Annotated in this window: 33 protein-coding genes and 7 tRNA genes; 22 read left to right on the forward strand and 18 right to left on the reverse strand. The window is 40.8% G+C overall.

All coding sequences use genetic code 11. The features are described from left to right. Positions 1 to 220: 220 nt before the first annotated feature. From IPH70_03930 to IPH70_03945, 4 genes are all read left to right on the forward strand, one after another. Complete coding sequence (locus tag IPH70_03930) at positions 221 to 1,534, forward strand: DHH family phosphoesterase (protein ID QQR63629.1); 1,314 nt, start codon at positions 221 to 223, stop codon at positions 1,532 to 1,534. After that, the gene (locus IPH70_03935; GenBank protein QQR63630.1) at positions 1,507 to 1,746 is read left to right on the forward strand and encodes a hypothetical protein; all 240 of its coding nucleotides are present in this window, start codon (positions 1,507 to 1,509) and stop codon (positions 1,744 to 1,746) included. The genes IPH70_03930 and IPH70_03935 overlap by 28 nt, the downstream gene beginning before the upstream one ends. Before the next feature lie 137 nt (positions 1,747 to 1,883). Further along, complete coding sequence (gene aspS / locus IPH70_03940) at positions 1,884 to 3,080, forward strand: aspartate--tRNA(Asn) ligase (GenBank protein ID QQR63631.1); 1,197 nt, start codon at positions 1,884 to 1,886, stop codon at positions 3,078 to 3,080. An 18-nt stretch (positions 3,081 to 3,098) separates the two neighbouring features. Further along, positions 3,099 to 4,004: a D-alanyl-D-alanine carboxypeptidase gene (locus IPH70_03945; GenBank protein ID QQR63632.1), complete on the forward strand. Its 906-nt coding sequence runs from the start codon at positions 3,099 to 3,101 to the stop codon at positions 4,002 to 4,004. Positions 4,005 to 4,114: 110 nt separating this feature from the next. Here IPH70_03945 and IPH70_03950 read toward each other — a convergent pair whose 3' ends face one another. Then, the gene (locus tag IPH70_03950; protein ID QQR63633.1) at positions 4,115 to 5,173 is read right to left on the reverse strand and encodes a hypothetical protein; all 1,059 of its coding nucleotides are present in this window, start codon (positions 5,171 to 5,173) and stop codon (positions 4,115 to 4,117) included. A gap of 188 nt (positions 5,174 to 5,361) precedes the next feature. On the opposite strand from IPH70_03950, the gene IPH70_03955 reads away from it, so the two are divergent. Continuing rightward, entirely contained in the window at positions 5,362 to 5,871 is a 510-nt protein-coding gene (locus tag IPH70_03955; GenBank protein QQR63634.1) for a type II toxin-antitoxin system death-on-curing family toxin, read from the forward strand. Here the strand turns inward: IPH70_03955 and IPH70_03960 are convergent. After that, positions 5,868 to 6,356, reverse strand: coding sequence for a DinB family protein (locus IPH70_03960; GenBank protein ID QQR63635.1), 489 nt, complete (start codon positions 6,354 to 6,356; stop codon positions 5,868 to 5,870). The genes IPH70_03955 and IPH70_03960 overlap by 4 nt on opposite strands. A 100-nt stretch (positions 6,357 to 6,456) precedes the next feature. On the opposite strand from IPH70_03960, the gene obgE reads away from it, so the two are divergent. After that, positions 6,457 to 7,392, forward strand: a complete 936-nt coding sequence (gene obgE, locus IPH70_03965) for a GTPase ObgE (protein ID QQR63636.1) — start codon at positions 6,457 to 6,459, stop codon at positions 7,390 to 7,392. A gap of 5 nt (positions 7,393 to 7,397) precedes the next feature. Here the strand turns inward: obgE and IPH70_03970 are convergent, their stop codons facing one another. From IPH70_03970 to IPH70_03980, 3 genes are all read right to left on the reverse strand, one after another. Further along, complete coding sequence (locus IPH70_03970; GenBank protein QQR63637.1) at positions 7,398 to 7,631, reverse strand: hypothetical protein; 234 nt, start codon at positions 7,629 to 7,631, stop codon at positions 7,398 to 7,400. A 24-nt stretch (positions 7,632 to 7,655) separates the two neighbouring features. Then, positions 7,656 to 7,907, reverse strand: coding sequence for a hypothetical protein (locus IPH70_03975; GenBank protein QQR63638.1), 252 nt, complete (start codon positions 7,905 to 7,907; stop codon positions 7,656 to 7,658). A 95-nt stretch (positions 7,908 to 8,002) separates the two neighbouring features. After that, positions 8,003 to 8,659, reverse strand: a complete 657-nt coding sequence (locus IPH70_03980) for an NAD(P)-dependent oxidoreductase (GenBank protein ID QQR63639.1) — start codon at positions 8,657 to 8,659, stop codon at positions 8,003 to 8,005. Between the two features lie 53 nt (positions 8,660 to 8,712). Here IPH70_03980 and IPH70_03985 point away from each other — a divergent pair, with 53 nt between their 5' ends. Beyond that, a complete protein-coding gene (locus IPH70_03985; protein QQR63640.1) occupies positions 8,713 to 9,633 on the forward strand; it encodes a glycosidase in 921 nt (306 codons plus the stop codon). Here IPH70_03985 and IPH70_03990 read toward each other — a convergent pair. The 5 genes from IPH70_03990 to IPH70_04010 form a co-directional block, all read right to left on the reverse strand. Continuing rightward, on the reverse strand, positions 9,619 to 11,826 hold the full coding sequence (locus IPH70_03990) for a glycosyltransferase (GenBank protein QQR63641.1): 2,208 nt from the start codon (positions 11,824 to 11,826) through the stop codon (positions 9,619 to 9,621). The genes IPH70_03985 and IPH70_03990 overlap by 15 nt on opposite strands. 100 nt (positions 11,827 to 11,926) lie before the next feature. Beyond that, a complete protein-coding gene (locus IPH70_03995; protein ID QQR63642.1) occupies positions 11,927 to 12,247 on the reverse strand; it encodes a rhodanese-like domain-containing protein in 321 nt (106 codons plus the stop codon). Positions 12,248 to 12,269: 22 nt separating this feature from the next. Continuing rightward, on the reverse strand, positions 12,270 to 12,944 hold the full coding sequence (locus IPH70_04000; protein QQR63643.1) for an HAD family hydrolase: 675 nt from the start codon (positions 12,942 to 12,944) through the stop codon (positions 12,270 to 12,272). 55 nt (positions 12,945 to 12,999) lie between these two features. Next, positions 13,000 to 13,551, reverse strand: a complete 552-nt coding sequence (locus tag IPH70_04005) for a serine hydrolase family protein (GenBank protein ID QQR63644.1) — start codon at positions 13,549 to 13,551, stop codon at positions 13,000 to 13,002. 169 nt (positions 13,552 to 13,720) lie between these two features. Beyond that, positions 13,721 to 13,803, reverse strand: a tRNA-Tyr gene (locus IPH70_04010). A gap of 93 nt (positions 13,804 to 13,896) precedes the next feature. Here IPH70_04010 and IPH70_04015 point away from each other — a divergent pair. Genes IPH70_04015 through IPH70_04025 form a run of 3 tightly spaced genes read left to right on the forward strand, consistent with a single transcriptional unit; the run spans position 13,897 to position 15,174 of the window. Beyond that, positions 13,897 to 14,838 carry a DUF1189 family protein gene (locus IPH70_04015; protein ID QQR63645.1) on the forward strand — a complete coding sequence of 314 codons (942 nt, stop codon included), beginning with the start codon at positions 13,897 to 13,899 and terminating at the stop codon, positions 14,836 to 14,838. Beyond that, a complete protein-coding gene (locus IPH70_04020) occupies positions 14,777 to 14,998 on the forward strand; it encodes a DUF378 domain-containing protein (GenBank protein ID QQR63646.1) in 222 nt (73 codons plus the stop codon). The genes IPH70_04015 and IPH70_04020 overlap by 62 nt, the downstream gene beginning before the upstream one ends. Before the next feature lie 29 nt (positions 14,999 to 15,027). Further along, the gene (locus tag IPH70_04025) at positions 15,028 to 15,174 is read left to right on the forward strand and encodes a hypothetical protein (protein QQR63647.1); all 147 of its coding nucleotides are present in this window, start codon (positions 15,028 to 15,030) and stop codon (positions 15,172 to 15,174) included. A gap of 62 nt (positions 15,175 to 15,236) precedes the next feature. Here the strand turns inward: IPH70_04025 and groL are convergent, their stop codons facing one another. Both groL and IPH70_04035 read right to left on the reverse strand, forming a co-directional pair. Then, positions 15,237 to 16,886 (reverse strand): chaperonin GroEL, encoded by a 1,650-nt coding sequence (groL, locus tag IPH70_04030; protein QQR63648.1) that lies wholly within the window; start codon positions 16,884 to 16,886, stop codon positions 15,237 to 15,239. A gap of 55 nt (positions 16,887 to 16,941) precedes the next feature. Beyond that, the gene (locus IPH70_04035) at positions 16,942 to 17,253 is read right to left on the reverse strand and encodes a co-chaperone GroES (GenBank protein ID QQR63649.1); all 312 of its coding nucleotides are present in this window, start codon (positions 17,251 to 17,253) and stop codon (positions 16,942 to 16,944) included. A gap of 103 nt (positions 17,254 to 17,356) precedes the next feature. On the opposite strand from IPH70_04035, the gene IPH70_04040 reads away from it, so the two are divergent. Next, complete coding sequence (locus IPH70_04040; GenBank protein QQR63650.1) at positions 17,357 to 18,400, forward strand: AAA family ATPase; 1,044 nt, start codon at positions 17,357 to 17,359, stop codon at positions 18,398 to 18,400. Positions 18,401 to 18,415: 15 nt separating this feature from the next. Here the strand turns inward: IPH70_04040 and IPH70_04045 are convergent, their stop codons facing one another. Beyond that, the gene (locus IPH70_04045; GenBank protein ID QQR63651.1) at positions 18,416 to 19,525 is read right to left on the reverse strand and encodes a glycosyltransferase; all 1,110 of its coding nucleotides are present in this window, start codon (positions 19,523 to 19,525) and stop codon (positions 18,416 to 18,418) included. 78 nt (positions 19,526 to 19,603) lie between these two features. Between IPH70_04045 and IPH70_04050 the strand changes: the two genes are divergently transcribed. From IPH70_04050 to IPH70_04075, 6 genes are all read left to right on the forward strand, one after another. Continuing rightward, a complete protein-coding gene (locus IPH70_04050; GenBank protein ID QQR63652.1) occupies positions 19,604 to 20,386 on the forward strand; it encodes an undecaprenyl-diphosphate phosphatase in 783 nt (260 codons plus the stop codon). A 6-nt stretch (positions 20,387 to 20,392) separates the two neighbouring features. Continuing rightward, positions 20,393 to 20,463 (forward strand) — tRNA-Ala (locus tag IPH70_04055). A gap of 135 nt (positions 20,464 to 20,598) precedes the next feature. After that, positions 20,599 to 20,671 (forward strand) — tRNA-Ile (locus tag IPH70_04060). Between the two features lie 147 nt (positions 20,672 to 20,818). Further along, a tRNA-Phe gene (locus tag IPH70_04065) sits at positions 20,819 to 20,891 on the forward strand. Positions 20,892 to 21,023: 132 nt separating this feature from the next. Then, on the forward strand, positions 21,024 to 21,263 hold the full coding sequence (locus tag IPH70_04070) for a hypothetical protein (protein QQR63653.1): 240 nt from the start codon (positions 21,024 to 21,026) through the stop codon (positions 21,261 to 21,263). 57 nt (positions 21,264 to 21,320) lie between these two features. Further along, a tRNA-Gly gene (locus IPH70_04075) sits at positions 21,321 to 21,394 on the forward strand. Between the two features lie 3 nt (positions 21,395 to 21,397). Here IPH70_04075 and IPH70_04080 read toward each other — a convergent pair. Further along, positions 21,398 to 21,820 (reverse strand): NUDIX domain-containing protein, encoded by a 423-nt coding sequence (locus tag IPH70_04080; GenBank protein QQR63654.1) that lies wholly within the window; start codon positions 21,818 to 21,820, stop codon positions 21,398 to 21,400. An 18-nt stretch (positions 21,821 to 21,838) separates the two neighbouring features. Between IPH70_04080 and IPH70_04085 the strand changes: the two genes are divergently transcribed. After that, on the forward strand, positions 21,839 to 22,231 hold the full coding sequence (locus IPH70_04085; protein ID QQR63655.1) for a hypothetical protein: 393 nt from the start codon (positions 21,839 to 21,841) through the stop codon (positions 22,229 to 22,231). A gap of 5 nt (positions 22,232 to 22,236) precedes the next feature. On the opposite strand, the gene IPH70_04090 is transcribed toward IPH70_04085, so the two are convergent. From IPH70_04090 to IPH70_04100, 3 genes are all read right to left on the reverse strand, one after another. Beyond that, complete coding sequence (locus IPH70_04090; GenBank protein ID QQR63656.1) at positions 22,237 to 22,857, reverse strand: YdcF family protein; 621 nt, start codon at positions 22,855 to 22,857, stop codon at positions 22,237 to 22,239. Positions 22,858 to 22,897: 40 nt separating this feature from the next. Further along, positions 22,898 to 22,982: transfer RNA gene (locus tag IPH70_04095), tRNA-Ser, on the reverse strand. A 191-nt stretch (positions 22,983 to 23,173) separates the two neighbouring features. Further along, positions 23,174 to 23,245, reverse strand: a tRNA-Cys gene (locus IPH70_04100). Between the two features lie 96 nt (positions 23,246 to 23,341). On the opposite strand from IPH70_04100, the gene IPH70_04105 reads away from it, so the two are divergent. Continuing rightward, the gene (locus tag IPH70_04105) at positions 23,342 to 23,752 is read left to right on the forward strand and encodes an NUDIX domain-containing protein (GenBank protein QQR63657.1); all 411 of its coding nucleotides are present in this window, start codon (positions 23,342 to 23,344) and stop codon (positions 23,750 to 23,752) included. On the opposite strand, the gene IPH70_04110 is transcribed toward IPH70_04105, so the two are convergent. Continuing rightward, positions 23,742 to 25,043 carry an adenylosuccinate synthase gene (locus tag IPH70_04110; GenBank protein QQR63658.1) on the reverse strand — a complete coding sequence of 434 codons (1,302 nt, stop codon included), beginning with the start codon at positions 25,041 to 25,043 and terminating at the stop codon, positions 23,742 to 23,744. The genes IPH70_04105 and IPH70_04110 overlap by 11 nt on opposite strands. 147 nt (positions 25,044 to 25,190) lie before the next feature. Here IPH70_04110 and IPH70_04115 point away from each other — a divergent pair, with 147 nt between their 5' ends. From IPH70_04115 to IPH70_04125, 3 genes are read left to right on the forward strand one after another with little or no spacing between them, the layout of a single operon-like run. Beyond that, on the forward strand, positions 25,191 to 25,667 hold the full coding sequence (locus tag IPH70_04115; GenBank protein ID QQR63659.1) for a ribonuclease H-like YkuK family protein: 477 nt from the start codon (positions 25,191 to 25,193) through the stop codon (positions 25,665 to 25,667). A gap of 6 nt (positions 25,668 to 25,673) precedes the next feature. Beyond that, positions 25,674 to 25,934 (forward strand): hypothetical protein, encoded by a 261-nt coding sequence (locus IPH70_04120; protein QQR63660.1) that lies wholly within the window; start codon positions 25,674 to 25,676, stop codon positions 25,932 to 25,934. Then, complete coding sequence (locus tag IPH70_04125; protein QQR63661.1) at positions 25,921 to 26,100, forward strand: hypothetical protein; 180 nt, start codon at positions 25,921 to 25,923, stop codon at positions 26,098 to 26,100. Before IPH70_04120 ends, IPH70_04125 begins: the two co-directional genes overlap by 14 nt.

Raw genomic sequence — 26,100 nt, forward strand, 5'->3', positions numbered from 1 at the left:
AAATTACTTTGGAAAAAGAGTTACGGTCGATTGATAAAACTTCCCCAGACGACATCATTAAACTACTACTGGAAAACAGAGGAATTACCGATGAAGATAATTTTATTAATCCGCCTTCTCCACTAACGGTCTCTATTGAGCATTTTAACAAGAGCTACAGCACATCATTGAAAAGGGTTTTTAAACTACTTGAGCAAATTAAAAAGAAAATAAGACGGTCGTGGTCTATACCGACTATGACGCGGATGGAATAACCGGAGGAGCTATTCTTTGGGAAACGCTTCACCTGCTCGGCTTCTCCGCGATGCCCTATGTTCCTCATCGTGTCACCGAGGGATATGGATTCTCGGTGAAGGGTCTTAATACGGTGAAAGATAAGTTTGCTCCAGCACTCATCATAAGCGTTGATCACGGCATCACCGCTGAACAGAAGATTGCACATGCGAAGGCGCAAGGTATTCCCATCATCGTCACAGATCATCATCTCAAGTCTGACGTCGCCCCAACGAGCGCCTTTGCTGTTTTTCATATTCCAGAGCTCTCAGGGTCAGGGGTCTCCTACTTCTTCTCGAAAGCAATCTTCGACCACTTCTCTTCCGTCATCCCGAGCATAAGCGAGGGATTTAGCTCCGCCGACGCTGGAGCAAATTTCGCTGACGCTGGATTTCTCGCAAACGCTCGAAATGACAATATGAAGAAGTTGCAGCACAATTTCTCCCATGATTACATTTCACTTGCAAGCATCGGAACAGTTGCCGACCTTGTTCCACTTCTTGGCGTTTCGCGCAGTGTTGTGGCAACGGGGCTTAAGGAGTTTTCCAAGATGAAACGCGTGGGAATGAAGGAGCTGCTTTTACAGGCAGGGATAGAGCATAAAGAAATTTCTACCTACGAAATCGGTTTTGTTATCGCGCCACGAATAAATGCAATTGGCAGACTAGAGCATGCGATCGATGCACTCCGACTCCTATGCACTACCGATGCAAAACGAGCCAGAGAACTCACTGATAAAATTGGAAAAAGAAATACTGAACGGCAGGATCTCGTCGCTCAATCTATTGAGGAGGCTGAGAAAAAGTTACAGGCTCCAAGCTTCAAGTTACAAGAAAAGAAAATTATCATTCTCTCCTCCTCCACATGGCATGAGGGAATTATCGGTCTTATTGCCTCGAAGCTCGTAGAAAAATATTACCGACCGGTAATTGTAATGACCAAGTCAGGTCCGAACTATAAAGGATCAGCTCGATCAATTCCTGCATTCCACATAACAAATTCCTTGCGTGAGCATAAAGATTTATTGATTGACGTTGGCGGACATGCCCAAGCGGCAGGATTTACCCTTGAATCAACTAAGCTCGAGCAATTTCAAGAGACGCTTACCCGTTATGCCGATAGTAAACTCACTACTGATGATCTTATTAAGTCAATAAAAGCCGATCTGAAACTTCCTATTTCCTTCATAACAAAACAGCTAGTGGAAAAATTAGAAAACTCAAACCGTTTGGGATGGGAAATCCAAACCCAACGTTTATAAGCACCGTTGTTATTTCGCGTGTATCGGTGATGGGGAAAGACCAACAACATCTTAAGTTTTATTCAGAGGATGGAACCGAGTTTGTGGCTTTTGGGAAAGGAGAGATGTTCGGGTCGATATCCCGTGGGGAGGTACGTGAGGTGGTGTACTATGCAGAACTGAACGAATGGAATGGAAACCAACGAATCAACTGTCGCGTGCTTCATTTGTAGTAAAATATCTGTATGAAACAACTTTTGTTAACCGATCTTTCTCAGCATCTGGATGAAGAGGTCGTGCTACACGGCTGGGTAAACACGGTTCGTGACCATAAAAAATAGTCTTTCTCGATCTCCGCGATGCAACCGGGATGGTTCAGGTTGTTGCTGATGAAAAAGCATCAACCCTCTCCCCTGAGGACGTTGTTGAGATTAAAGGACTAGTAAAAAAGAGGCCTGACAAATTAGTAAATGATAAAGTCGTCAATGGATCGATTGAGGTTGAGGCACGAGGAATTACACTTATATCAAAGGCTCACACTTTGCCTTTTGACATGGGGAAAGAAGAGCTTGGACTTACTCTTCCTGTTTTACTCGATAATCGGTCGTTGACTCTCAGACATCCAACCGTACAAAAAATATTCAAGGTTCAGGAGGCAGTTGCGGAGGGATTTAGACGAACAGCGAAGGAGCTTGGATGCACCGAAATCTTTGTACCAACAATAGCGGCAAGTTCCACCGAAGGTGGAGCCGAGGTCTTCGAGGTAAAATACTACGAACATAAAGCTACCTTGACTCAAAGTCCTCAACTCTACAAACAAATGCTGATCCCCGCCTTTGAACGAGTTTATACCATCTCCCATGCCTATCGATCAGAGCCCTCGGTAACCACGCGCCACCTTGCAGAGACAATTCAGATGGACTGCGAGTTTGGTTTTGTGAATTTTGAGGATCTTTTAGATCTTCTTGAGAAGGTCTGCGTAGGAATGATCAAGTACGCCGAGGAAACACATAAGGACATCGTTCAGAGTTTTACTAAGAGAGCGGTTCTCTACGGTAAAATTCCTCGTCTCACCCTAGCGGAAGCGCAGGAAATTATTAAGAAGGAGTTTAACCGCACTGTTACCGATACGAAGGACCTTTCTCCTGAAGATGAACAAGATATCTGTAAGTGGGCTCGAGAAAAGCAATCATCTGATTTTGTCATTGTTACTCACTACCCAACTGCAAAACGAGCCTTCTACACGAAACCTGACCCAACAGATCCAGAGTTCAGCCTAAGCTACGACGTTCTCTTTAGAGGGCTCGAGATCTGTAGCGGTAGCGAAAGAATTAATGAATATCAGGAGCTTGTAGACGTTATTAAGGAAAGAGGAATGAATCCTGATGACTTCGAGATGTATCTTATGGCCTTTAAGTATGGCATGCCAACTGAAGGTGGATTTTCCTACGGACTCGAGAGGGTGACTAAGCAGCTTTTAGATTTGAAAAATGTTCGAGAAAGCTCACTGTTCCCTCGTGATATGGAACGCGTAGACATCAGACTTTCAAAACCTAAAAAAAACTAAACATCTAACAGGTTAAATATGAAATTTAAAACCGTTTGTCTCTTTGCACTTTTCTCTTTGCTCTTTCTTTTTTATCCTGGCGATTCAACTTTATTTCATACATTCTCCTATCATAGATCGCTTTTCTCAGATCAGAACCGATCAATCGCCTATGCAAATAATCCTGTACCTATTCGTAACTTTGACATAAATCCCGAGATTACTGCCGAGTCTGCATATATTGTTGATAGAAAAAGTTTTAGTCCGGTATACGAAAAAAACGCTCATAAACATATGTTCCCCGCGTCGACAGCAAAAATGATTACCGCACTAGTCGCATACGACATCTATAAAGCCGACTCAACCATCAAGCTCAACTCTGTCCTGGAAGACGGTCAGGTCATGGGACTTGTTCAGGGTGAAGAAATAAGTATCGAAAATCTTCTTTATGGAACGCTTGTGCACTCCGGAAATGACGCGGCTTACGCGCTTGCGCAGCCTATCGGTCTTACAGCCTTCGTTGCTAAGATGAACGAAAAGGCACAAGCGCTACATATGTACGACACTCACTTTGAGAATCCAGCAGGTTTACACAACCCAGCCCAACACTCAAGCGCCTTCGATCTTGCACTTGCAGGTCGCACTCTACTGAACAATCCCTATCTGTCAAAGATTGTCTCGACAAAGGAGATAGAGATCTCAGATACTCAGTATCGAATTTTTCATAAACTCGTTAATGTAAATAAACTTCTCGGAGAGATTCCTGGAGTAGGAGGTCTTAAGACTGGATACACGATAGAGTCAGGAGAAAACTTAGTAAGCCTCTATCGAACTCCCGATGGACATGAGTTTATTATAGTGGTCCTCAATAGTTTAGATCGATTCGAAGATACAAAAACAATTGTAAACTGGATCAACTCCAACGTTTCCTTCATCGTTGAGTAATCTCAAAATCCCAGGCTCAAATATCAAACATAGTCCGAAGCTTATAGTTCGAATTTTGAATCTAAGATTTTGAACTTCATTTGATATTGGGATTTTGAAATTTGGAATTATTACTCTACTAGGTACTGCCCGCTAACTGCAGGGACGTACCCTACGAAGTCACCGTCACCAAGGAACACATACACAGGCTGAAGATACTCTTGGAAAACGTCAGGATCAAAATAGCCAAGAAACATCTTTCTGATAGTAATTTTGGTTACGGGTGGCAGAGATACAATGAAACCTTTCCCTTTTTTAAGATCTGCAAATGCCTCATCTCCAGATCGTATTGGATACACTCCTACCTGCTCTACTGACTTATCGAAAAATTTAATCTGAGAACGTAGAACTTTGAATGTTCCGTCAGTTCTAAACATCATTAAGACATAGTTCTGACTATTGAAATATTTGGGCGAAACAACTGGTACCGCATTTGGTTGGGCGTCGATATCGGGTCTATAGAAATCAACCTCGACAAGGTTTGCCCGAATATTGTCTTTTAAAACCGCCATTGAGTTTTTTTCAGCATCGTAGTTGAGGAAAAGTACATTAGTTTTGCCCTGTGAAAGTTCTTGCGGATATCTCCCAGCAGTCTGAAGAAAATCAACTGCATGCTGTATGCTCTCCTCTTGGTTGGGTGGTCTCGCTCCATCAAGTATCGCTTTATCTTTCTCAAAAAAATACTGATAATCAAAGTTAAAATTCTTAATATCTATAGAGATCTTTTGATTTGGCTCAGAGAAGGTGGCTTGGCTTCCAATAAGTCGGTAGCCAGAAGACTCAGTATTGAATCCTAGAGATTTTGCAATTAAATAGAGCTTCTCACGATATCCAAATTTGGTCTCAGCCTGTGGTAAAAAGAATACCTGCGCGCTTTTTGTAGCTGTTATCGGCTTTCCATCAACGGTATCTAGCATATATTTCAGATTTCCACTAGGTGTCGCTTCGCTAAGATAAGGTCGTTTTAGTTGATTGAAGATCGGGTTAATCATAACTGGATTAACTTTCCTTGACTCAATGATAACAAGCGCTAGTTGAACCGAGTAAAAGATAATGAGAAACAACAGAACTCCTAAAATAGCGTAGGGATAATACTTACGTATGTACTGAGAAAGCTGAGTAAGCGACATTAATTCATTATAATGAATATTTGTTATACTTTGATCATTATGTACCTTACGCACACAATTCATTCGATAAAAGACTTCTTTTCTCAGCTTTTCCAAGATGAAAACCCTCGCGAAAAGAAAACTAAAAAGTTTACTCGTCAGATGATTAAAAAATATGGAAAAACACTTAGGCGATTATCTAGGGAATAATGGCAAGAATAGCATACCTCAGTCTTGAGGATTTCAAGACGATCTGTGAAGAACTTCAAACTTTCTTTAAGAAGCACAATGACCCAATTCCAATCTATAACCAATCTTACTTTGATAAGCTGGACAGCGTTATAAACACACCTAAAAAAACCTTTGATAAACGGGAACTATACCCATCGATTTATGACAAAGCAGCTTGTTATTTTTATTTCATAAATAAGTTTCATCCATTTAACAATGGAAATAAACGAATATCAATTGTAGCGACCGGTGTTTTCTTGATGTTTAACGGTATTGATATGAATGCTTCGGAGGATGAAATATATACCTTCGCCAAAAAAATTACTATCTCCGACAAAAAGCAGAAGCATGATTTTAACGATGTGGTTTTATTCATCAAACAGCATAGTAAAAAGGAATCAAAACAGCGAAGAGCATCGCTAAGTTCATTATTTAATGAAGTTTTGAAGATAGTTGAGAAAATTAGATCGTTTAGACTACCTCTTTAACGTTTTCCCCAGGATCCCATCGCATCCCGCATAATAGAAAATTCTCCTAGGTGATATGAGGTGTGATCGATAATAAGCATTGCCTCTCGAAGAAAAGTCTGACCTGTTCCATGTGGAATTCTCTTATTCAAATCCGTTTTTGGACTGTTTAGAATCTTAATAAACTCAGCTAGATCTGCTTGAATTAGCTCAATTGTCTTATTCCACTGAGCAACTGTCGCTTTTTTTGTAGGTTCTGGCCAATACTCCTTCGGCCACTTCAACTCCTTGTATTTTGGGTCTCGAACAAAATTGAGAATATCGTGCTGAGTTATTCTAATATGCTCAAGAAGTCTCCATGGAGTATAGGTACTGTTAGGCACTAATTCATTAACCCTTTCTTTCGGGAAATTTTTGACAATATCCTGAAACAATTCATGCGCATGACCCCCTCTTAAGAAAGCGGTTAACTGTTGTCTTAGTAGTTTATCCTCGTGGGTAATCATCCGCTCATATTATACACCATTCTGCGAGGTAATCGCCTTAGGGGTAGGCGATGGCTTTAATCGGGCTTGGCCCTGAGCCTGTCGAAGGGTATAATAGGCTATGTTCGTTGATGAGGTAAAACTAAAAATAATTGCAGGTCGTGGAGGTAACGGTAGAGCTTCGTTTTTCCCCGGTAAAGGTGGCCCGAGTGGTGGTAATGGTGGAAATGGCGGTAGTGTCTTCATTGGCATAAATAAACAAATGGCCAACCTGAATAAGTATTCGGGAATTTCGCAGTTCGTGGGTATAGATGGAGAGCCTGGAGGCCAAAATAAGCGACAGGGTCTTCATGGTAAAGAAGTCACCATTGAGGTACCAATTGGTACCACAGTACTCGATCTTAACTCAAAGGAATACACGGAACTTAATGAGCAAAATCCTAGAGTCCTTGTCTGTAAAGGTGGCGACGGTGGACGCGGAAACGATGCCTTCAAATCCGCAACAAATCAAACACCAAAAAAAGCTACTCCAGGACTTCCCGGACAGGTTCGCGACGTACAACTTATCCAAAAACTCATTGCAGACTATGGTTTAATCGGAATACCAAATGCAGGGAAAAGTACATTATTGAATGAGCTAACTGCCGCAAACGCTCGGACCGCAAACTATGCATTCACTACGCTTGAGCCGAATCTTGGAGTTTATGAAAAAAAAGTAATTGCAGATATTCCAGGACTTATCGAAGGTGCATCGTCAGGCAAGGGTCTTGGTATTAAGTTCCTCAAGCACATCGAGAAGGTTAAACTTCTTATTCATTGTATCTCGGCAGAAAGTAAAGAAGTAGTAAGTGATTTCGAGACCGTGATGAACGAGCTGGCACAGTACAACCCAATCGTGGCAAAGAAAGACATGATTGTTTTGCTAACAAAAATTGATTTAGTTTCAGAGACTGAGGTTAAGGAAAAAATAAAGGCGTTGAAAGCGGTGTTTGAAAAGGTCTACCCAATCTCGGTCATCGATCCCAAAAGCATCGAAACTCTTAAAAAACTTCTTTAAAGAATTTACTCAAACTCTGAAAGGAGCTTGCCTACTGGCTCACGAAGTGTGTTGTGGTAAGTGGCGATAATAACGACAAAGGAAACTCCAGTTAGAAATAACGTAGCTCCAAGAGCAAGCGGATTGTCCTTGATCATTTCGTAAATAATGCTTGCAGAGACATTTATGAGTAGCCCCACAAACAAAGCGATTATAATTACGAAATGTCCTACAAAAAAATTCGATTCTCGTTTTGCCATAAAAAGATTATACCAAAGTGATATTTAGTAAAGTCCTCCACCTAAATTATTAAGAACTTTTCCGTACTGATCTGCAAAAGACTTGAAAGTATAGAAAAGTAAGATAACTGAGACGACAGTTAAAAATATTGCCACTAGTCCAACTATCCTCACTTTAAGATCGGTTGATCGAATATATTTAAATCCCCAACCAAGACCAAGTGGCGCTAAAAAGAAACTCACGAGGTAAATAAGAATCTGTTTCCAAACAGTTATCACGGGTACTTTTTCCTTCAACTGCTTGCCGCAGTTTGGGCAAAAAAACCACTCAGACGATATTTGGAATTTGCATGTGGAACACGGAGTAGTTTGCACCTAAAAAGTATAGCAGTTTACCTTGGCTGCCAGTTAACTGGATTCGAGGTATCATGAACACTATTTTTATTCTTTGAAACCGCGTAAAATACTACAAAGTTGTGAGGAATTTTATCTGCTGAAATACATTTTTTCATCATAGCAATGCAGTCTTCATGACTTAACCAAACCGCCGCTTCCCAATAATCATTTTCAGGACATCTGTCTTCTGCGTTCACTCCTCCAAATCTAATGCAGAAAACGTCCAGTTTTTGCTTAGAATATTTTCTACCAAGATCCTCGATATAAACCTTGTCGGCACCGTATGCAGAAAATGGCACGGGGTCTCTGTCGACAGATAATTTATCTGCTCCCTTCCAATCATAAAAATTGTCAGCATGTACTGAGCTCGCCATAATAACTCTCCCAACCTTTGCTTCAACCGCTGCTTTGTAGACATTTCTAGCCATGGCTAAGTCGTCCTCATTGGATGACTCTTCGGTGCTCTTATCTCGACTTTTTGCCAAATGAATAACAGTATCTACGCCATTTAGATTACTGAGCAGCTGTTCGTAATTTCTTGCGTCCACCTCAGGTAGATTCAAAGATTTTATATTAAATCCCTTTAATCCTTTTAGAAGAACTGTACCAATAATTCCGTGCGACCCCGTAATCGCAATGAGTGATGAAGACACGTGTAATTATATCAAAACATCATAGCTTCTCATTCTGTATACTTGACTGTTATATGGTTAAATTACAACGCTCAGATAAAAATCCCATTTTGTCTCCATCAAATCTACCGTGGGAAAACATGCTCGTCTTTAATCCGGGTGCAATAATGATAAAGGATAAGGTTTATCTCATTTATAGAGCAAGGGCTAAAGATAGTATTTACTCTCGCTTAGGGTTGGCCGTAAGTACCGACGGCATTAATTTTGAAAGGTTTAATGAACCAATGTATTACGGCAAGAACCACGTTGATGAATCTCTTGGGATAGAGGATCCACGAGTTGTGATGATAGATGATACTGTTTACCTTACCTATACGGCGGTTTCTGAGGACCTTGATGCTGAAGTGAACCCTAATTGGAAAGAAAAAATTGCAAAAAAACCAAGAATTGCCCTGTCAACTACCAAAGACTTCAAAGAGTTTGTAGATTATGACATTATTATTCCGGGTCTTTCAGGCAAAAATTCCAGCTTATTCCCAAAAATAATAAACGGTGAACACTGGCTTCTTTACCGGGCTGGAGCGGGAAAGACATACTTTGCAAAATCATCGAACCTTACTTCTTGGCGAAATGCGTCTCCTGTTTTTGAAGAGCGACCGGGTATGTGGGACTCTGTACGTACCGGTATTGGGGCTCCACCTATAGAAACGAGCAAAGGATGGTTACTTTTCTACCATGGAGTTGATGAAAAAAATACGTATAGACTAGGGATAATGTTATTGGACCTTCATAATCCTCTAAAGATTTTATATCGATCTCCAGAACCAATCTTTGAACCAGAAACCGATTACGAAAAATTTGGATACATCAATAATGTCGTATTCACCTGTGGCGCCGTAGAGAAAGATGGTAAATATTTTGTGTATTACGGTGCTGCTGATGAAGTTATAGGAGTTGCAACGGTGGAGAAAGAGTTGGTACTAGGACTTTTTTAAAAAATTTTGTAAAGAGAGACAGGACATGAGGAAGCAAACAATGGACTCTGCACCTTCATTCTGATTAACACCTCTCAATGTAAGACCATCGTACACTCCCTTTGTGTTCTCGTCATAGATAAATCTACGATTTCTATTATTTCCAAAAAACCACTCAAACGCGAGTCGCGCTTGATTGTAATACATCTTTTTATGCAGCGCTTTAGATGCGAATAGGTACGCATCAACTGCCGCTGCGGCTTCTAAAGGCTGTTGATCATAATTTGCCTTTACCTTACCTTTTCCGTACCACCCATCCTGCCCAATAAAATCAAAGTAACCATTCTTCTTGTCAAAGTTGCATTCAGTTATAAAATTTAAGGTGACGGTGGCGACCTGCTTATACTTTTCGGATCCTGTGATTATGTATGCAGCAAACAATGCTTGTGGAAGACGAAAATTATCGTAAGTAACACTATCTTCAAACCAATTCCATGTGGTTGAACAATTTTTCTCATATGCTTTGACTAAAAAATTAGCAAGCTTTTTCATATGCTCCTTCGCGAGTCCAGCTGCATCCGTTTTCGTTTCATAGGTTAAAACGTAATAATATAGCCCAAGCATTGTATACGCTGCTGTTCTAAGATCGCGTATATTCTCCATCTGAGAAAGATTTCTTACAAAAATCGAGTGCACCGACTGTGCCAGGCGAGAACTTTCATTAAAATACAGATTTATTCCAAGAGCCCACATAGCTTTACCGTATGGATCGGTCACATCCGTCGCATCATCCCAACTTCCGTTGAAGTTTAGAAATGTGTGAAATGTTCCATTCGTCTCCTGAGCAAAGGTAAGGTAGCTAATATAGAGCTCTACGAGTTTCAATGTTTCACTAGACTTATTGTGTTTGTATAATTCCGAGACCACAATGAGCGCTCTTGCATTGTCATCGGTGCTGTACCCAAATTTTCTGTCTGGGATTGCATGATGTGTATGCTGAATCACACCGACCGCATCAGTTAGACGAGCAAGATATGAAATATCCAATGGCTTAGTAATAAAAGATTCGGCTAAGGCTTTTGTGTCTGCTTGCTCAAGAATTTTTTCATACAGCTTGATATGTTTTTCCGCAACCCGTGACCATCGCATATCCTTTCTTAATGTGGTTATGCTCATCTCGAGTTTATGGAGTTTTTTTGGATTTCTATAAAGATCTACAAGTGCTTGCGAGATTGCTTCACTATCTCGAAAAGGAACTAGAGTTCCTCTACCCTTAGCTAACATTGCTTTTGCATACACGTACTCAGTTGCAATACAGGCCTTACCTGCGCCAATTGCATAGGATAGAGTACCTGACGTAATTTGTTGAGGATCGAGATAAGGAGTAATGTATACATCGGAGGCAGCCAAAAATAACTGCAATTTCTCAAGAGGAACATACTCGTTAATAAAAACGACGTTTTTTTCAATTTGAAGCTTTTTCACAAGCTCCATAAGCTCTTCTCTGTAAGACTCTCCCTCGGTTGCTTTAACTAGCGGATGCGTTTCCCCTACTATAAGAAACTTGAGATTTGGAATGCTCTTGGCAGCCTCCGATACCGCTTCGATAGCATATTCCATCCCTTTAGATCTGCTCAATAAATTATTAGCAAGAAGAATGAATGAGTCCGAATAATCAATTATTTTTTTTGCATCAAACTTCTTCATACTTATGACAGGAGCACCATGCAAAATAAAAACACTATCATTTGGATTCAGTCCATACACTTGTTCAAGTCTATTTTTTGCCACTTCGTCCATGACGATAGTAAATCTGCTAAGACGAGACAGTTCCTGAACTATATACTTTTGACGATCTGTGGGAGTAAGCAATACTGTGTGAAATGTAACGACTAATGGTTTTTTAAGAAGCGTTGCAAAACCAAGAATATACTCTCCATCATCTCCACCAAATAAGCCAAACTCATGTTGTAAATGAACAATTTCCGAAGAATCGCCGTTAATTGAATTGGCTAGTTTTTCGTAGTCTGTAAGCTTTTCCTGCCGAATTATCTTTTCAACTGGTTTGGAGTACTCTTGTGGAAGAAGGGAGTTTTCCATCGCGACAATTGAGATCGTGTTATGCTGTTTTGCTACCTCTGCAGATAGATCACGAGTGTATGTTGCAATACCACATTTCCGAGGAACGAAAGATGAAATATATGTAATTCGCATAAGGAAGCTACGCTCTAAGAAGTAACAATTTAGGGAAGCTTAATATGAGCTAATTATACTCTGTTTGATCCAGTAAGTAAACCGGCTATGCCAACTATATTTAGTCTACAAGTGGATATTGCTTAGAGCGCCACATGAGAAGTCCATTGGTCAAGCTGAAAACATTCTTATAGCCTAGCTTCACCAGCATATCAACTGCAATAGTGCTTCTTGACCCACTCAGACAGTAAACGTATATCGTTTTATCTTTATTAGGTAAAAACGACGTAATTTTGTCACCTATTTCATCAACTGGAATATTTATACTTCCTTCAATTCTTCCTTTACTAAACTCTCCTGAAGTTCGCACATCAAGAAAAACTACAGTTCTTTTTTCGGTCAGTGCTTTATACGCTTCATCTGCTGTTATCTGTGGAGCCATGGTCATGTTTATCAAAATACACTTAATGAATAAGACTTAAAATATTTTCAATTTGAGTAGCGGTATCGATGATGTGGTCAACTCCGAGTATACCTGCTTCACCTCGGGTGAGATGACCAGTTAACACTACTACCGGCTTCACGTGAGCGTTAAATGCCATCTCGACATCGGTCTTTGCATCACCAACAAACACGGTCTCTTCTGGAGAAATATTTTGTTCTTTCATAATAACTTCCAACATGTAGGGATTAGGTTTTGTTTTTTCTTGATCAACGATTTCATGAGATGTGATTATTCGAGAAAAAACTGATGGAATATAGAACTTAGGAATTATTCTCTCACTCAACATCTTCTGATCGTTTCCCGTTGCAACCGCAAGCGTATATTTATTTTTTAATCGGAGAAGAGTTTCGTTTATACCACTGACTAACCGTAAGGAATCAACAAAGGTATTCCCCCAAAACTCTTTGTCGTATACTCGACAAGCCTCGTCCACTAACTCAGGATTCTCTTTTAATAGTTCTTCGATTTCGGTACGAAACGATTTACCCCACTTGGCAAGTATTCGTTTCTTTTCTTCCTCAGGAGAAAGAGTAACACCAACGGCAGAAATCGCTTTATGATAGCACTTAAAGTAACCCTCCTTCGCTCCAAGGGTTATGACATCGTCCCAGTCGAAAATAATCAATTTAACCATGGATGAAGTATATCAAGCGGGATAAGTCCAGGCGAGTGGACGACGTTAGAATCTTTTATTTAAACTGTTCTTCGATAAATTTTACTAATTGAGGAAATTCTTTATATCCGTCTCGTTCCATAAAGTGACCCGCATTTTGAATTGAGATAAATTTCGCATTCAGTTTTTCTGCCATTTTTTTAGATCTTTCAAGATCAATCCAAGGATCATTAGTTGAATTAACTATGACAAGCGGGGTATTTTTCCTTTTTAAAGCTTTGTAGTCAAAGTCCGTATCGTAAAAGGTTATATGGAACTCTTTTACATCTTCCATGAGCCAGTTCCATGCAGCTACCATTATGGCTCCCATAATTTTAGTGTCTGTCTTCTGCAAATATTTGAGGATTAATGCATTTGACAGTGAATGCCCTATCAATAGTGTGTTTTCATCAGGAGATAGAGAAACTAATGTATCCATCCACTCGCTAAGTTTTGGATTTTTAGTGTTGGGCATTTCCGGAATTTCTACATTCCAGCCTTTTTCTTGAAGTTGTTTTCCAACCCATGGCAACCATTCATTCTGTGGAGTCCCTTCCCATCCATGAATAAGAATTGCTCGTTTCTTCATGCAGAAATTATACCAAAAAGGTTCGAACGTCTGCGTCCCTATGAAGCTAAAATGACCGAGTCCAGGGGGAGGGATTCACATTCGACTCGCTAATGCTCGCTCAGGGTAAACTTCTCATCCCTCCCGATTACAAAAAAATGGACAGGAAGAATCCTGTCATTTTTCTGGGTCCAGGGGGAGGGATTCGAACCCCCGGAGGCTTACGCCGCTAGATTTACAGTCTAGTACAATTGGCCACTCTGTCACCCCTGGTATGAAGTAATTATATCATTAGATCGTCGCCACCCGCCCTATTAATTTACCTATCTCTTCTTTTGAATTATAATAATTTGGTATAATAACACTATGTTCAAGACTTGGTTTCAAACATTCAAGACAGCGCTAACCCAACCAAAAGAGTATAAGAACCTTTCACAAAGAAGTTTCTGGAGTGGATATTGGTATTTATTTCTACTTGTCCTGATCGGCATCTTTCTTAAAACGCTAGTGTTTGCGTCGGGCATGGTTGTGGCCGTACCGTTCGTAAAATCTCAGCTCCCAATGGTTAAAAATCAGATTAGAACAGCATTTCCTCAAGACCTTGTGGTGAAAGTTGAGAACGGAACCGCATCAACAAACGTACAAGAGCCCTATGTCATCACGCTTCATCAACTCATTCCTCAACTTAAAAATGAGAAAAACGTAAATCTAATAACAATCGATACCCAAGCGCAGGTAGAGCAGTACCAAAGCTACAAGACAGGCTTTCTCCTTACAAAAATGAACCTCGTGTATCCCTCAAGAAATAACTCTTCAAGCAATGCGTACGAGGTTCTTCCTCTTAGTAATATTAAAGAACCAATTACCATTGATAAAACAACCTATGGATTGGTAATCGCTCAAGTGCTTCCTTTCGTTGATAAGGTTCCTCAGATAATGTATGGACTAGCTGCCATCTCCGTAATACTATTTCCCCTTTTCGGTGCATTTTTCTTCGTCAACGGTAGTTTATTCTATCTGCTTGTCATGGCTCTTGTCCTCTTAGTTATCGCAAAAATAATGAAGCGAGACTTGTCGTATCGAGTAATGTACAAGGCATCGATGTTCGGTCTTACATTTCCACTTGTCGTAACCTATGTAGCCGATCTCCTCAGAGTGCAAATTTCAGGGCTTTACAACCTTGCATTCTTGGGTTGGATGATTTGTGTCTTGACACTTTATCCCAAATCCATATATACTCAAATCAATGCTAAACCGAAGAAAGTTCCATCTCGTAAAACACTATCTACTCGTAATCGCAGGGCTTAATCTTGGTATTGTTGGAATCTTTCAGGTCGATCTATTTCAGTCATTCTTCGGAGCATCTCCCCTTCTTATCAGAGTCCTCTACGTTCTTATCGGAACATCTGCAATTATGGATCTCATGACGCATCAGGCAAACTGCAAACTTTGCCTTAAGAAAAGGTGAACCAACTGTTATAAATTACACAAAAATATATGGCAAAAAGAAAAGCAAATACCGTAGCTAGACGAAGCGTTCATCCTCTTGAGAGTCCAATCGTCCAGATCGGAATTGTCTTTATAGTGCTCTGCGCTCTTTTCCTCATGTTCTATGCAGGAAAAACAGTTCAGATGTATCAATAAAACAGAAACCGTTTATTAAAAACCCCGCCGACGGCGGGGTTTTTTTAATAACAACTGACTTATTAGTAGTCCATACCGCCTGGCATCTGTGGCATGGCTGGCGCCTGAGTCTTCTCTGGTTTGTCCGTGATAAGAGCCTCGGTTGTGAGAACCATAGCCGCAACAGAAATAGCGTTCTGCACTGCGCTACGTACAACCTTAAGAGGATCTATGATTCCGGCTGCAACCATATCGATTGGCTGAGCATCCTCGACATTCTCAAGCTTCATCACATCATATCCAAAGCCCTTTGCGGAAAGTGTTCGTGCATTTGCAAGAACCTCGTTTGGATCGATACCCGCATTTTCCATCAGCTTTTTGAATGGTTGTTCGAGAGCTCGTTTGACAATGTTGAATCCAAGAAGTTCATCTTTATTCAACTTATCAGCCTTTAATGGTAACATTTTTTGACTTATTGCTAAAAGCGCAATCGCTCCTCCAGGAACGATTCCTTCCTCAAGAGCTGCCTTGGTTGCTGCAACTGCATCGGTTACTCGCTCCTTGCGATCTTTCAACTCAACCTCGGTAGCTGCTCCAATGTTAATGACCGCAACTCCACCGGTGAGCTTCGCCAAACGCTCCTGAAGTTTTTCTTTATCAAACTCCGACGTCGATTCCTTCACGGTTGATTTGATCTGTTCAATTCGAGCATTGATCTTGGCCTTCACTCCTTTTCCACCGATGATTCTTGTGTTTTCTTTATCTGCCCAGACCTTATCTGCTCGTCCACACTGGTCGAGTTCTACGCTCTCAAGCTTTGTTCCAAGCTCCTCAGAGACAACGGTACCACCGGTTATGATGGCAATGTCCTCGAGCATTTCTTTTCGTCTATCTCCAAATCCTGGAGCCTTAACGACTAATGCATTAAAGGTTCCACGCAGCTTGTTTACTACCAAGGTAGTAAGCGCTTCACCCTCTACCTCATCGGCGATAATAACTAAATTCTTAGATACCTTTACCAATTTCTCCAAGAAAGGCAACAGGTCTGAGATCGCTGTAATCTTCTTATCGGTGATGAGAATGTGCGCATCCTCGATCTCCGCAACCATCTTTTCTGTGTTCGTCGCAAAGTACTGGGAAGCGTAACCTTTATCAAACTGCATTCCCTCTTTGTGATCTAAGGTTGTCACAATTCCTTTTCCTTCTTCAACAGTAACTACTCCATCTCTACCTCCAACCTTGTGGAGAGCGTCAGCGATGAGCTTACCTAAAACTGGATCAGCAGCAGAAATCGTAGCAACACTTGCTGCATCGCTAAGTTTAATATCTTTTTTAATCTTCTTTAGCTCCTCAACGATATGTGCGCTTGCCTTCTCTAGACCACGTCGCATTATCATTGGGTTTGCTTTGGACTCAATCTCTTTTATTCCTTCTCGGATGATCTCACGTGCTAAAACAGTTGCGGTTGTGGTTCCATCTCCTGCAACATCTGCTGTTTTTGAAGCAGCTTCCTTCACAAGTTGTGCTCCCATGTTCTCAAATGGATCCTCTAGATCTATTTCTTTTGCAACGGTTACACCGTCGTGGATCACGCTTGGTCCACCCCACTTACGATCGATTGCAACATTTCGTCCTTTAGGACCGAGTGTCGTAGCAACTGCATCTGCTAATTGATTTACACCATTAAGAAGTAACTGACGAGCCTCTGCATTGTATTTGATTAATTTAGACATTTTATTTAATTTTTTTTGAATTTTTAATTTCTGAAAACTGACTTCTGCTTACTGATTACTCGACTATGGCCATAACATCATGCTCCTCAATGAGCATCCAGTCTTCCTGACCAACCTTAACTTCGTTACCTCCCCATTTTTTATATAGAACTTTCTGCCCGATCTTGAGTTCGATTGGCATTCTTTTTTCTCCGTCTTCATCGAACTTACCTGGACCAATCGCCATTACCTCACCAATCTGAGGCTTCTCTTTGGCAGAGTCTGGAAGAATAATCCCTGAAGCTGTTCTGTCCTCCTGTCCCATAGGTCTAACAAGTACGAAATCATGAAGAGGTTTGATTGAAGGCATTTGTGTATTTTTTACCATAGCTTTTACTTTTAATAACTAATAAAATGAAAATAAGTACGAAAACAATTAGCAGTCTAACTAGGTGTATGATAGTACATCTCGTTTACATTGTCAATAAAATATGAATCCTCAAAATAGCATCCCAGAATTCGATAAACTAAGCCAACAACTCAACTCAGTAGTACTGCCACAAGAGCTTAAGGAAAAAGCTCTCGAACAGATAGAGAGAATTCACTTGACTCTTAAGTTTGGTGGATCCCTATCCCAATTAGACGTAGCTCAAAAGTATATAGAGTGGATTACTCACCTCCCATGGAACATCTCAACACAAGAAAAAATTGATATTATCGAAGTAAAAAAAACACTCGATGCAAATCATTTTGGACTTGAGAAGATTAAATCACGCGTTCTCGAGTATCTCTCCGTACTAATTCTACAGAAACAGTCGCCAACACCACAGTTATTTCATGCCCCAATACTGTTCTTTGTTGGACTGGCCGGTACTGGTAAGACGACCTTAGCTAGCTCCATCGCCGAGGCGTTAGGCCGAAAGTTTGTACGTATTCCGTTTGGAGGACTCTCCTCTTCGCAGGATCTTCGTGGTCAATCAAAAACTCAACCAAATGCTGAACCTGGAACTGTCATGAAAATTCTGAGAGAGGCCGGCTCAAACAATCCAGTAATCTTACTTGATGAGCTCGATCGTATAGCTCCAGACTCACAGTCATCGATCATGGGAGTGCTTCTTGAGCTACTTGATCCAAATCAAAATAAAGCGTTTACTGACCACTTTATAGATTTCCCATTCGATCTTTCCAAAGCATTGTTTGTGGCAACGGCAAACAACACAAACTCGATCTCAACAGCAGTTCTCGATCGTCTAGAGGTCGTACAGATGCCTTCTTACACAGACATTGAGAAGATAGCCATTGCCAAACAGTTTGTACTTCCAAAAACACTAAAAAATGCAGGAATGTCTTCAACCGAAATTGTAATAGACGATATTCTTTGGCAAAAAATTACAAGACCACTTGGTTTTGATTCAGGAATCAGAAGTCTTGAAAGAACCATAGAAACAGTGGTGCGAAAAGCAGCGTTTAAAATGGTACAGGGCCAAAAGGGACCATTTCATCTCAACGAGACAAATTTCAAGGACTTTGTGTGATGAAGGGAAATATATTTACTTTTTGGGAATCAACGATAGTATTTCTTTCTTAAAATTCTCGAAGGTGTAGTTTTCAGATACCGACCGAGCAGCCATTCTCATTTTGAGATATGCATCCTCTGAGAGTTTTTCAAGTTTGTTCACTGCGTTAGATAATGACCCTAGTGTGAGCTCGTTAAAAAGAAAGCCATTCAGCCCTTGCTTTACCGTTTCTCTTAGACCGCCACTATCGTATGCGATGACGGGAGTACCAAATCCCATTGCCTCAACTGGGGCAATCCCAAACTCCTCATCGACCGATGCGAACAAAAATGCCTTAGCATTTTTGAGCAATTCATCTCGCTCTTGATCAGAGGCATCGGTAATAAACTCAACAGTGTCACCAGCCAACGATCTTAAATAATCGAGATCTCGCCCTTTACCAACGATTTTAAGGCGAACTTTTTGTACATTGGCCATCTGAATTAACAGATCGACGTGCTTTGCTCTTCCAAGACGAGAAACAGTTACATAATAACTCGGAACTTGAAACTCAAAACTTGGAACTTGTTTAGGTATATCTACCGGAGGATAAATCACAATAGAGTCTCGATTATAAAACCTCTTTATCCGCTGCTGAGTTTCATGAGAATTGGCAATTAAAATATTTGGTCTTTTTGAAGAACTAAAGTCCCATTTTTTTAGAAAGAAATTAACTATATTTGCATAGAGTTTAACAACTGGATATTTCTGCCACTCAACCGCAGTTTCGTAACCATACAAATATTTTGGAGGGTGATGTATGTATGAAATATGAGTAGTAGGCTTTTGGGTCTTGATCCCTTTGCACATATACCAACCGGACGAAGAAATCACGACATCATACGCTGAATAATCAAAGCTTTCCCAAATGAGAGGAGCTAGAAAACGGAGCGGAGAATATAATTTCCCAATAAACGGAATTTTAGAAGCCCAGGAAGTTCGAATATCCCAACGATACAGGTCCTTAATGTTTTTTTTAGCATTGTCTTGATTAATGAATGCCGTGTAAACCGGCGCTTCAAGAAAGATCTCATGCAGCGCAAAAAGTACCCTCTCGGCACCTCCGAACTCCTGCAACTGATCGTGAACGAGTGCGATTTTCATATGATTAGTATAAAGTATTTAGTATATAGAACAGAGCCCAAATACTTTATACTTTATACCTAATACTAAATATTTTTTATGAATATCTTTCATGCGCTTTTACTTGGAGTCGTTGAGGGCGTGACCGAGTTTTTACCCATCTCATCTACAGCACATCTTATTCTCACAAGTAAATTTTTGGGACTCGCTCAAACAGAGTTTCAAACGTTCTTTGAAGTCTTTATTCAATCGGGGGCAATACTAGCAGTAGTCTTTTTATACCTTCGATATGTCCTCGAACATAAGAAAGCACTTATCAATATCATTTTGTCCTTTATTCCAACGGCAGTTGTCGGACTTGTCCTTCATAAAACAATTAAGACGGTTTTCTTCAACTCAAACCCCCTTATCATCGCCTCAATGGCGGTTGTAGCGATACTATTTTTGATAGTTGAACACCGAATAAGAACTAAGAAATTAGAACTGAAGAAAAATCTAACTCAGATAACGAGTAAACAAGCAGTCCTCATCGGACTCATTCAGTCGCTTGCCGTTGTTCCAGGAGTTTCACGTGCGGGAATCGTTATGATCTTCATGATGATGCTTGGATTTAAACGAGATGAATCAGCTAAGTATTCATTTTTGCTAGCTATGCCAACAATTATTGCTGCAAGCGCCCTCGATCTTTATCAGTCGAAGGACATTCTACTTACTTCCTCATCTATGACCTCGCTCCTTATCATCGGATTTGTAACTGCATTTATAACGGCTTATGTTTCCGTGAAATGGTTACTTAACTATTTACAGAATAATACACTTGTCGGCTTTGCCTATTACCGTCTTCTACTTGCTATAATAGTCGTTATAGCTCTAGGCCTATAAGGCATAGGGCCCGGAGTTAGACGGTACAACGCTGCATTCGCATTGCAGAGGAAGGAGTTCAATTCTCCTCGGGTCCACAGATCTAAGGAGTTTACCGACATAAAGTCGGGATCCCGATGGCGAACCGATCGGGGCAATTCCCTGCCGGCAGGCAGGTCCTCGGGTCCACATCTCTAACGGCTGAACTCTTTAGTATAATAAGCTATTGAGAAGGGCCTGTAACTCAGCGGTTAGAGTGCCATCCTTATAAGATGGAAGTCCTTGGTTCGATTCCAAGCAGGCCCACATTAGAATCTGTGTCTGATAATTTATCAGACTTACAGATTCTTATGTCCGCCAACAATTGCAGCATGAGCCGTCTACGGATAGTAGTGAACCGAGTCTGACTCGGTGAAAAGACGAATGCTAAGTTGTGGAGGGCAGAGAAATATAGCGGAGATAGCCAAGGTGGTCACGGCGGTGGTCTGAAAAACCTCAGATGTCAGTTCGACTCTGACTCTCCGCACATAGTGCGAGCAAAATATAACCCGTTAGATTTGAGAGTTACCTTTACAAGTAAAAAAATCTTGAAACTAATTAATTCATCGTGTAACATATCAACTTCATGAGCAGAATTGAATCATTGCGATTCCCAGAAATGGGACAAGCATCTCGCATCTTAGTTACTACCGACGATCAGGGAAATCAAAGAGTAAATGGTCTTCCCGTCATCGACCAAAGAATCGCATATCAGAACGGTTCCTTTTTTCGTGAAGAGCTTATCGTCTCTGGACAATATGACTCGATGGGTCGGGTGATTGATGGCCTGACCGGTAAAGAAACAGTTATATCTAGGATGCATCTACGACCGACTCTAATCTTCCCTGTCCGAAAATAATGAGGCTCTATCGAAATAACCTAGCTCAAGGTGAAGTAGTGATATAATTGATGTATTGCGGGTGTAGTTGAGTGGTACAACGCGTCCTTGCCAAGGATGAGCCGAGGGTTCGATTCCCTTCACCCGCTCCAGATTTATTTTTTCAAAATCTCCTCAAAAGCTTCTTTTTCGGTTTTATAGCTTAAAGTTTTTCTCACCTCATCCTCTGTCACGAATTTAGCATCGGAAACCTCCCAGTCATGATCCTTTGGGTCACCGGATTTGTACTCCATGAGAAAGTAGTAGACTTTCTTTTCTATTAGTGTTTCTTCAAATGTATATTTATAGAGCGCTTCAGCTGGAATGGGGTTCACAATTTTTGCCACGACGCCACCTTCCTCACGAACCTCACGAAGCGCTGCGGTCTCTTTCGATTCGTTCTCATCTTCATCACCTACAAGACCTTTCGGGAATCCCCAATGCTTATGCTGTGAATGTTGCGTAACGAGCCAAAGAGTCTGCTCGCCTACTTTTTTAAACACGATGCCACCGGCTGAGGTTTCCGTTTTATATTTCATTTCATATATAATATCGTTATGGAGGAGAATAAACAATTTAAAGCGAACTTGACATCATCCGCGGCAAATTCAAAACTACATCGAGGCAAGAGAAAACGATCTTCCTTCGGTCAGTATTTCGCAAAACTAGACCAGATCGATACCGATCTTAAAGGTTCACAAGAGTTCGGCTCGTTTCTCATTCTCAATCTCGTTGAGGAAATTGGAGAGATGGCTAGAGCTTATCTTGCCAAACATGGAAGAAAGCCAACAAACATAGCTGCTCAGCAGGATGAGACATATGAACAAGAGTTGGGTGATATTATGGTTGCGATCATTAGATTTGCACGAATAAAGAACATCGATCTTCATCATCGTGTGATGGCTTCTCTTAACAAGATTAAGAGAAGAAAAGAGCATCCTAAGCTTTAATTCCTTTAACTAAAGAGTCGGTCTTTCGGTGACTTTTTCAGAAGAAGATTCTTCCAATAACTGTAAATTGGAGCAGTAAAAAACTTTCCGTCAAGCCAAGCATCATCGCCCGATTTCATGGGAGAAAGAAATTCTTTGTAGATTTTGAATGTGTGAGCTTCGTTTGGATAAATTTCTCCCGACTCTGAATTAACACTTAAAAAGTGTACTTTGTACTCTGAACCAAGAATTCTTTTACAAAAATATCTTATTCTTTCGATGCGAAAATCGGCAACGATAAATAGAATTTCTTTTATTTTTTTAGGCTTAAATATCAGTTTTTTAAGATAATAGAGATTGCTGACAGTATCTTTTGACTCATCTTCTCTAAGTATAAATTCTTTAGTAACTCCTTTTTCTAGTAGATACTCTGCCATTTTGTCACATTCTGTAAACGGTGGTGTTATCTTCAGCGTATCGAACCGTACTGACCATTTCCCAGAAACAATAATATATGGAGAAACTTTTTTATGATGGAGCTCTATTGCTCTATCTAAACTATTATATACGTGAGTAGGAAATGTCCATGAAACGGAAGGATTTATTGGCTGAGATCCGAGGATTACGATTCCGTCATACCTCTTCATGTTCCTAAAGTATATCAAAAGACTCCATCGCTGTTAGATGCGGAGAGGGTGAGATTCGAACTCACGGTCCGGTGAAGGACATCGGTTTTCAAGACCGACGCACTAGGCCACTATGCGACCTCTCCTAAATTGTGACAGGCCACTACCCCAACGGGGCCCCTTCGGGGTGCGACCTCTCCTAAATAAGTTTAAAGGTTTAGAAAGTTACAGGTTTTAAGGTTTGCTATTAAGTTAACCAGTTTAACCTTCTAACTATAGAACTCACGAATCAACTTTCTAAAACATTTCAACCTTTACAACCTTCCAACCAATCTTGAGGTGCGGAGGGGAATCGAACCCCTGCATAACTGTTTTGCAGACAGTTGCGTTACCACTTCGCCACCGCACCAAGTCAAACTTGGCTTTGCCGAGTTTTATTCGGCTTCGCCGCCAAACTATATTTTACCTTACGAGGCTCGTAATGTCTGTTAGAATGACAAAAGAAATGGCAGACAATCAATTATTCTACGTTGGACAGAAAGCCTTCATACGAAAAGGGAATGAACTCCTTCTTCTTATCGATCCGAAGTGGGGACTCGATCTCCCAGGAGGACGCATTCAAGAAGGCGAATCAAATCTCATAGCCTCTTTCAAACGTGAAATAAGCGAAGAAATCGGATTGAACATCTCGATTGGACAACCACTTACAACTTGGACTTGGAGACTGGATAAAGATCAGAGTCCTGTTTTACTTATTGGATACAGCTGTTTTTACATCTCTGGGAAAATCAGACTAAGCTCAGAACACTCAGAGTATCTCTGGTTAACAAAGGAAGCATCAAAACAATTACTAAATAAGTACAGGAAAGATAATCCGGAGATTTGCGATGCGATTGATCTCTACTTCAAAACTTAAAAAGTGTCTGGTCTCTCCCCGCTCCAACAGAAATTATTTGAACAAGACTGCCGAGATGTTTCTCCAAAAACTGTATATATTTTTTCGCATTTGTCGGTAATTTATCGAAAGATCGAATCTCAGTAGTCTTCTGTTCCCATCCTTTAAACAATTCGTAGACCGGCTTCACATCAACTAATGTATTTGTATCCATATCTGGCGGGATTGCCACAGTCTTCCCGTTAAGTCGGTATGCTACACAAACTTTAATTGTTTTAAATACGTCAAGAACGTCAAGCTTCATAAGCGCAATCGATCTTGTCCCTGAAACTAATATCCCATATTTTGTAGCCGGAAGGTCAAACCAACCACATCTTCGTGGTCGTCCCGTTGTTGCTCCGTATTCTCCTCCAACCTCTCGTAGTTTCTCACCGTGCTTATCTAGTAACTCGGTTGGCATAGGTCCACCGCCAACTCGCGTCGCGTATGCTTTAGTAACGCCTATCACGTTAACGATTTCATGATCGTGTATTCCAGTACTTGTACTGAACCCCGTCACTCCGGTGTGACTTGACGTCACGTATGGGAATCCCCCGAGATCAATGTCTAAGAGTGCACCTTGCGCACCCTCACCCAAAATGTTTTTCTTCTTCCTTTTATATTCCTGAATTATTGGGAAGGTCTCATCGACGAATGGTTTGAGTATCGATCTCGCTTTTTTTAAAGACAGGAGTACCTGTTTTTTATTCAAGGGTTTAACACCATACAAACTTGAAAGGATTTTATTTTGCTTCTTTAGTTCTTCCTCTATCTTTGTAGAAAAGTCTGGGGTAAATAAATCCTTTACTCGAAGACCCTCACGTGCAGTTTTGTCTGAATATGTTGGGCCTATTCCCCGACCAGTTGTTCCAATCTTTGCCGATGTACTTTTTGATTTCTTTGGTTGATCTCTAAGCAAATGCCATGGCATTACCAGATGTGCTCGACCTGCGATTCGTAGATTTTTTGGCGTAATACTGACCCCCTGTTTTTGAACATCTGCAATTTCTAGAGCAAGGGAGATAGGGTCGATAACAACTCCTGAGTCAATTATGCACATGACCTTTGGGTTAAGAATTCCTGAGGGAACGAGATGAAGTTTAAAGATTCCTTTTTCGTTTTTAATGGTATGACCGGCGTTACTACCACCAGCATATCTCACAACCATGTCTACATGTTGCGCTGCCATGTCAACTATCTTTCCTTTTCCAGAGTCACCCCACAACGTATCAACAACTACGTTTGTCCCCTTGATATAGCCTTTGAGATTCATGACGCCACAGTATAAAATCACGTTTTGCATATGTCAAACGGCAAAACATGCTCGTTGTTAGTCATTAGATATCGGGTATCGGTCGAAAAACCTTCTATGCTTCACGTTCTACGCTCTAAGCGACAACCGTGCTATAATGAGTTTTTAATGTACTACTATAGTCCTACACACGGAAAAGTAGACTTAGCAACCCTACGTGAAATCGTCTCTCGTTATATGTCTGAGGGCTCGAAAGAAAACTACCAAATCATTGTTGGTACAGACTCGCAAAAAATTAAATCAGGGAATGGCTATGACTTCGTCTCTGCATTAGTCGTCCACCGATTGGGACGTGGAGGAATATATTTTTGGAGAAGAGAACTTTATGAAAAAACAGTAAATTTGAAGGAACGTATGTATCGTGAGGCGCTTATGTCGCTTGAGGTGTCGGAGGGATTCGTCGAGCTTCTACGTAGTAACGGGGTATCTCGTTTCAACATTCAGATTCATATCGACATTGGAAAGAATGGAAAAACAAAGGACCTAATCCAAGAGATTACAGGAATGATTCGCTCAAGCGGATACGATGTTAAAATTAAGCCAGACTCATTTGGCGCAAGCAAAGTTGCCGACCGCCACACATAAATCATCATGATCTATATTTTTCTTGCCTCAATTTTATACACCGTAGGAATCATGTTTGGAGCCGCTGCCTCTCGCAGCGCTAACACTAATCTAGTAGCGGGTATCATGAATGCTGTTTCAGCACTTTTGCCAATTGCCCTCGTTATCCCAATTCTAAACGCCAAAACATTCACAAACTCGAAAATGGGAATCATCTACGCAGTTGTCGCAGGACTTCTCATAGCTCTTTTTACCATGGCGCTTGGTAAAAGTTTTGCAGAAAAATAAGGTCGCTATTGTTTCACCTATGGTTTTTGGTGGAGCAATATTTCTCTCAACAATTTTGGGATATGTAATATTTAAGGAACAGGTTTCTAGGTTTCAAGCAATCGGCCTTTTCTTTCTTGCGGTAGGTCTTGGTTTTGTTATTTACGCCCGATGGACTGGTAGATAA

The organism is Candidatus Roizmanbacteria bacterium, assembly GCA_016699265.1.
In the GTDB taxonomy this organism is placed as follows: domain Bacteria; phylum Patescibacteriota; class Microgenomatia; order UBA1406; family GWC2-37-13; genus CAZLQR01.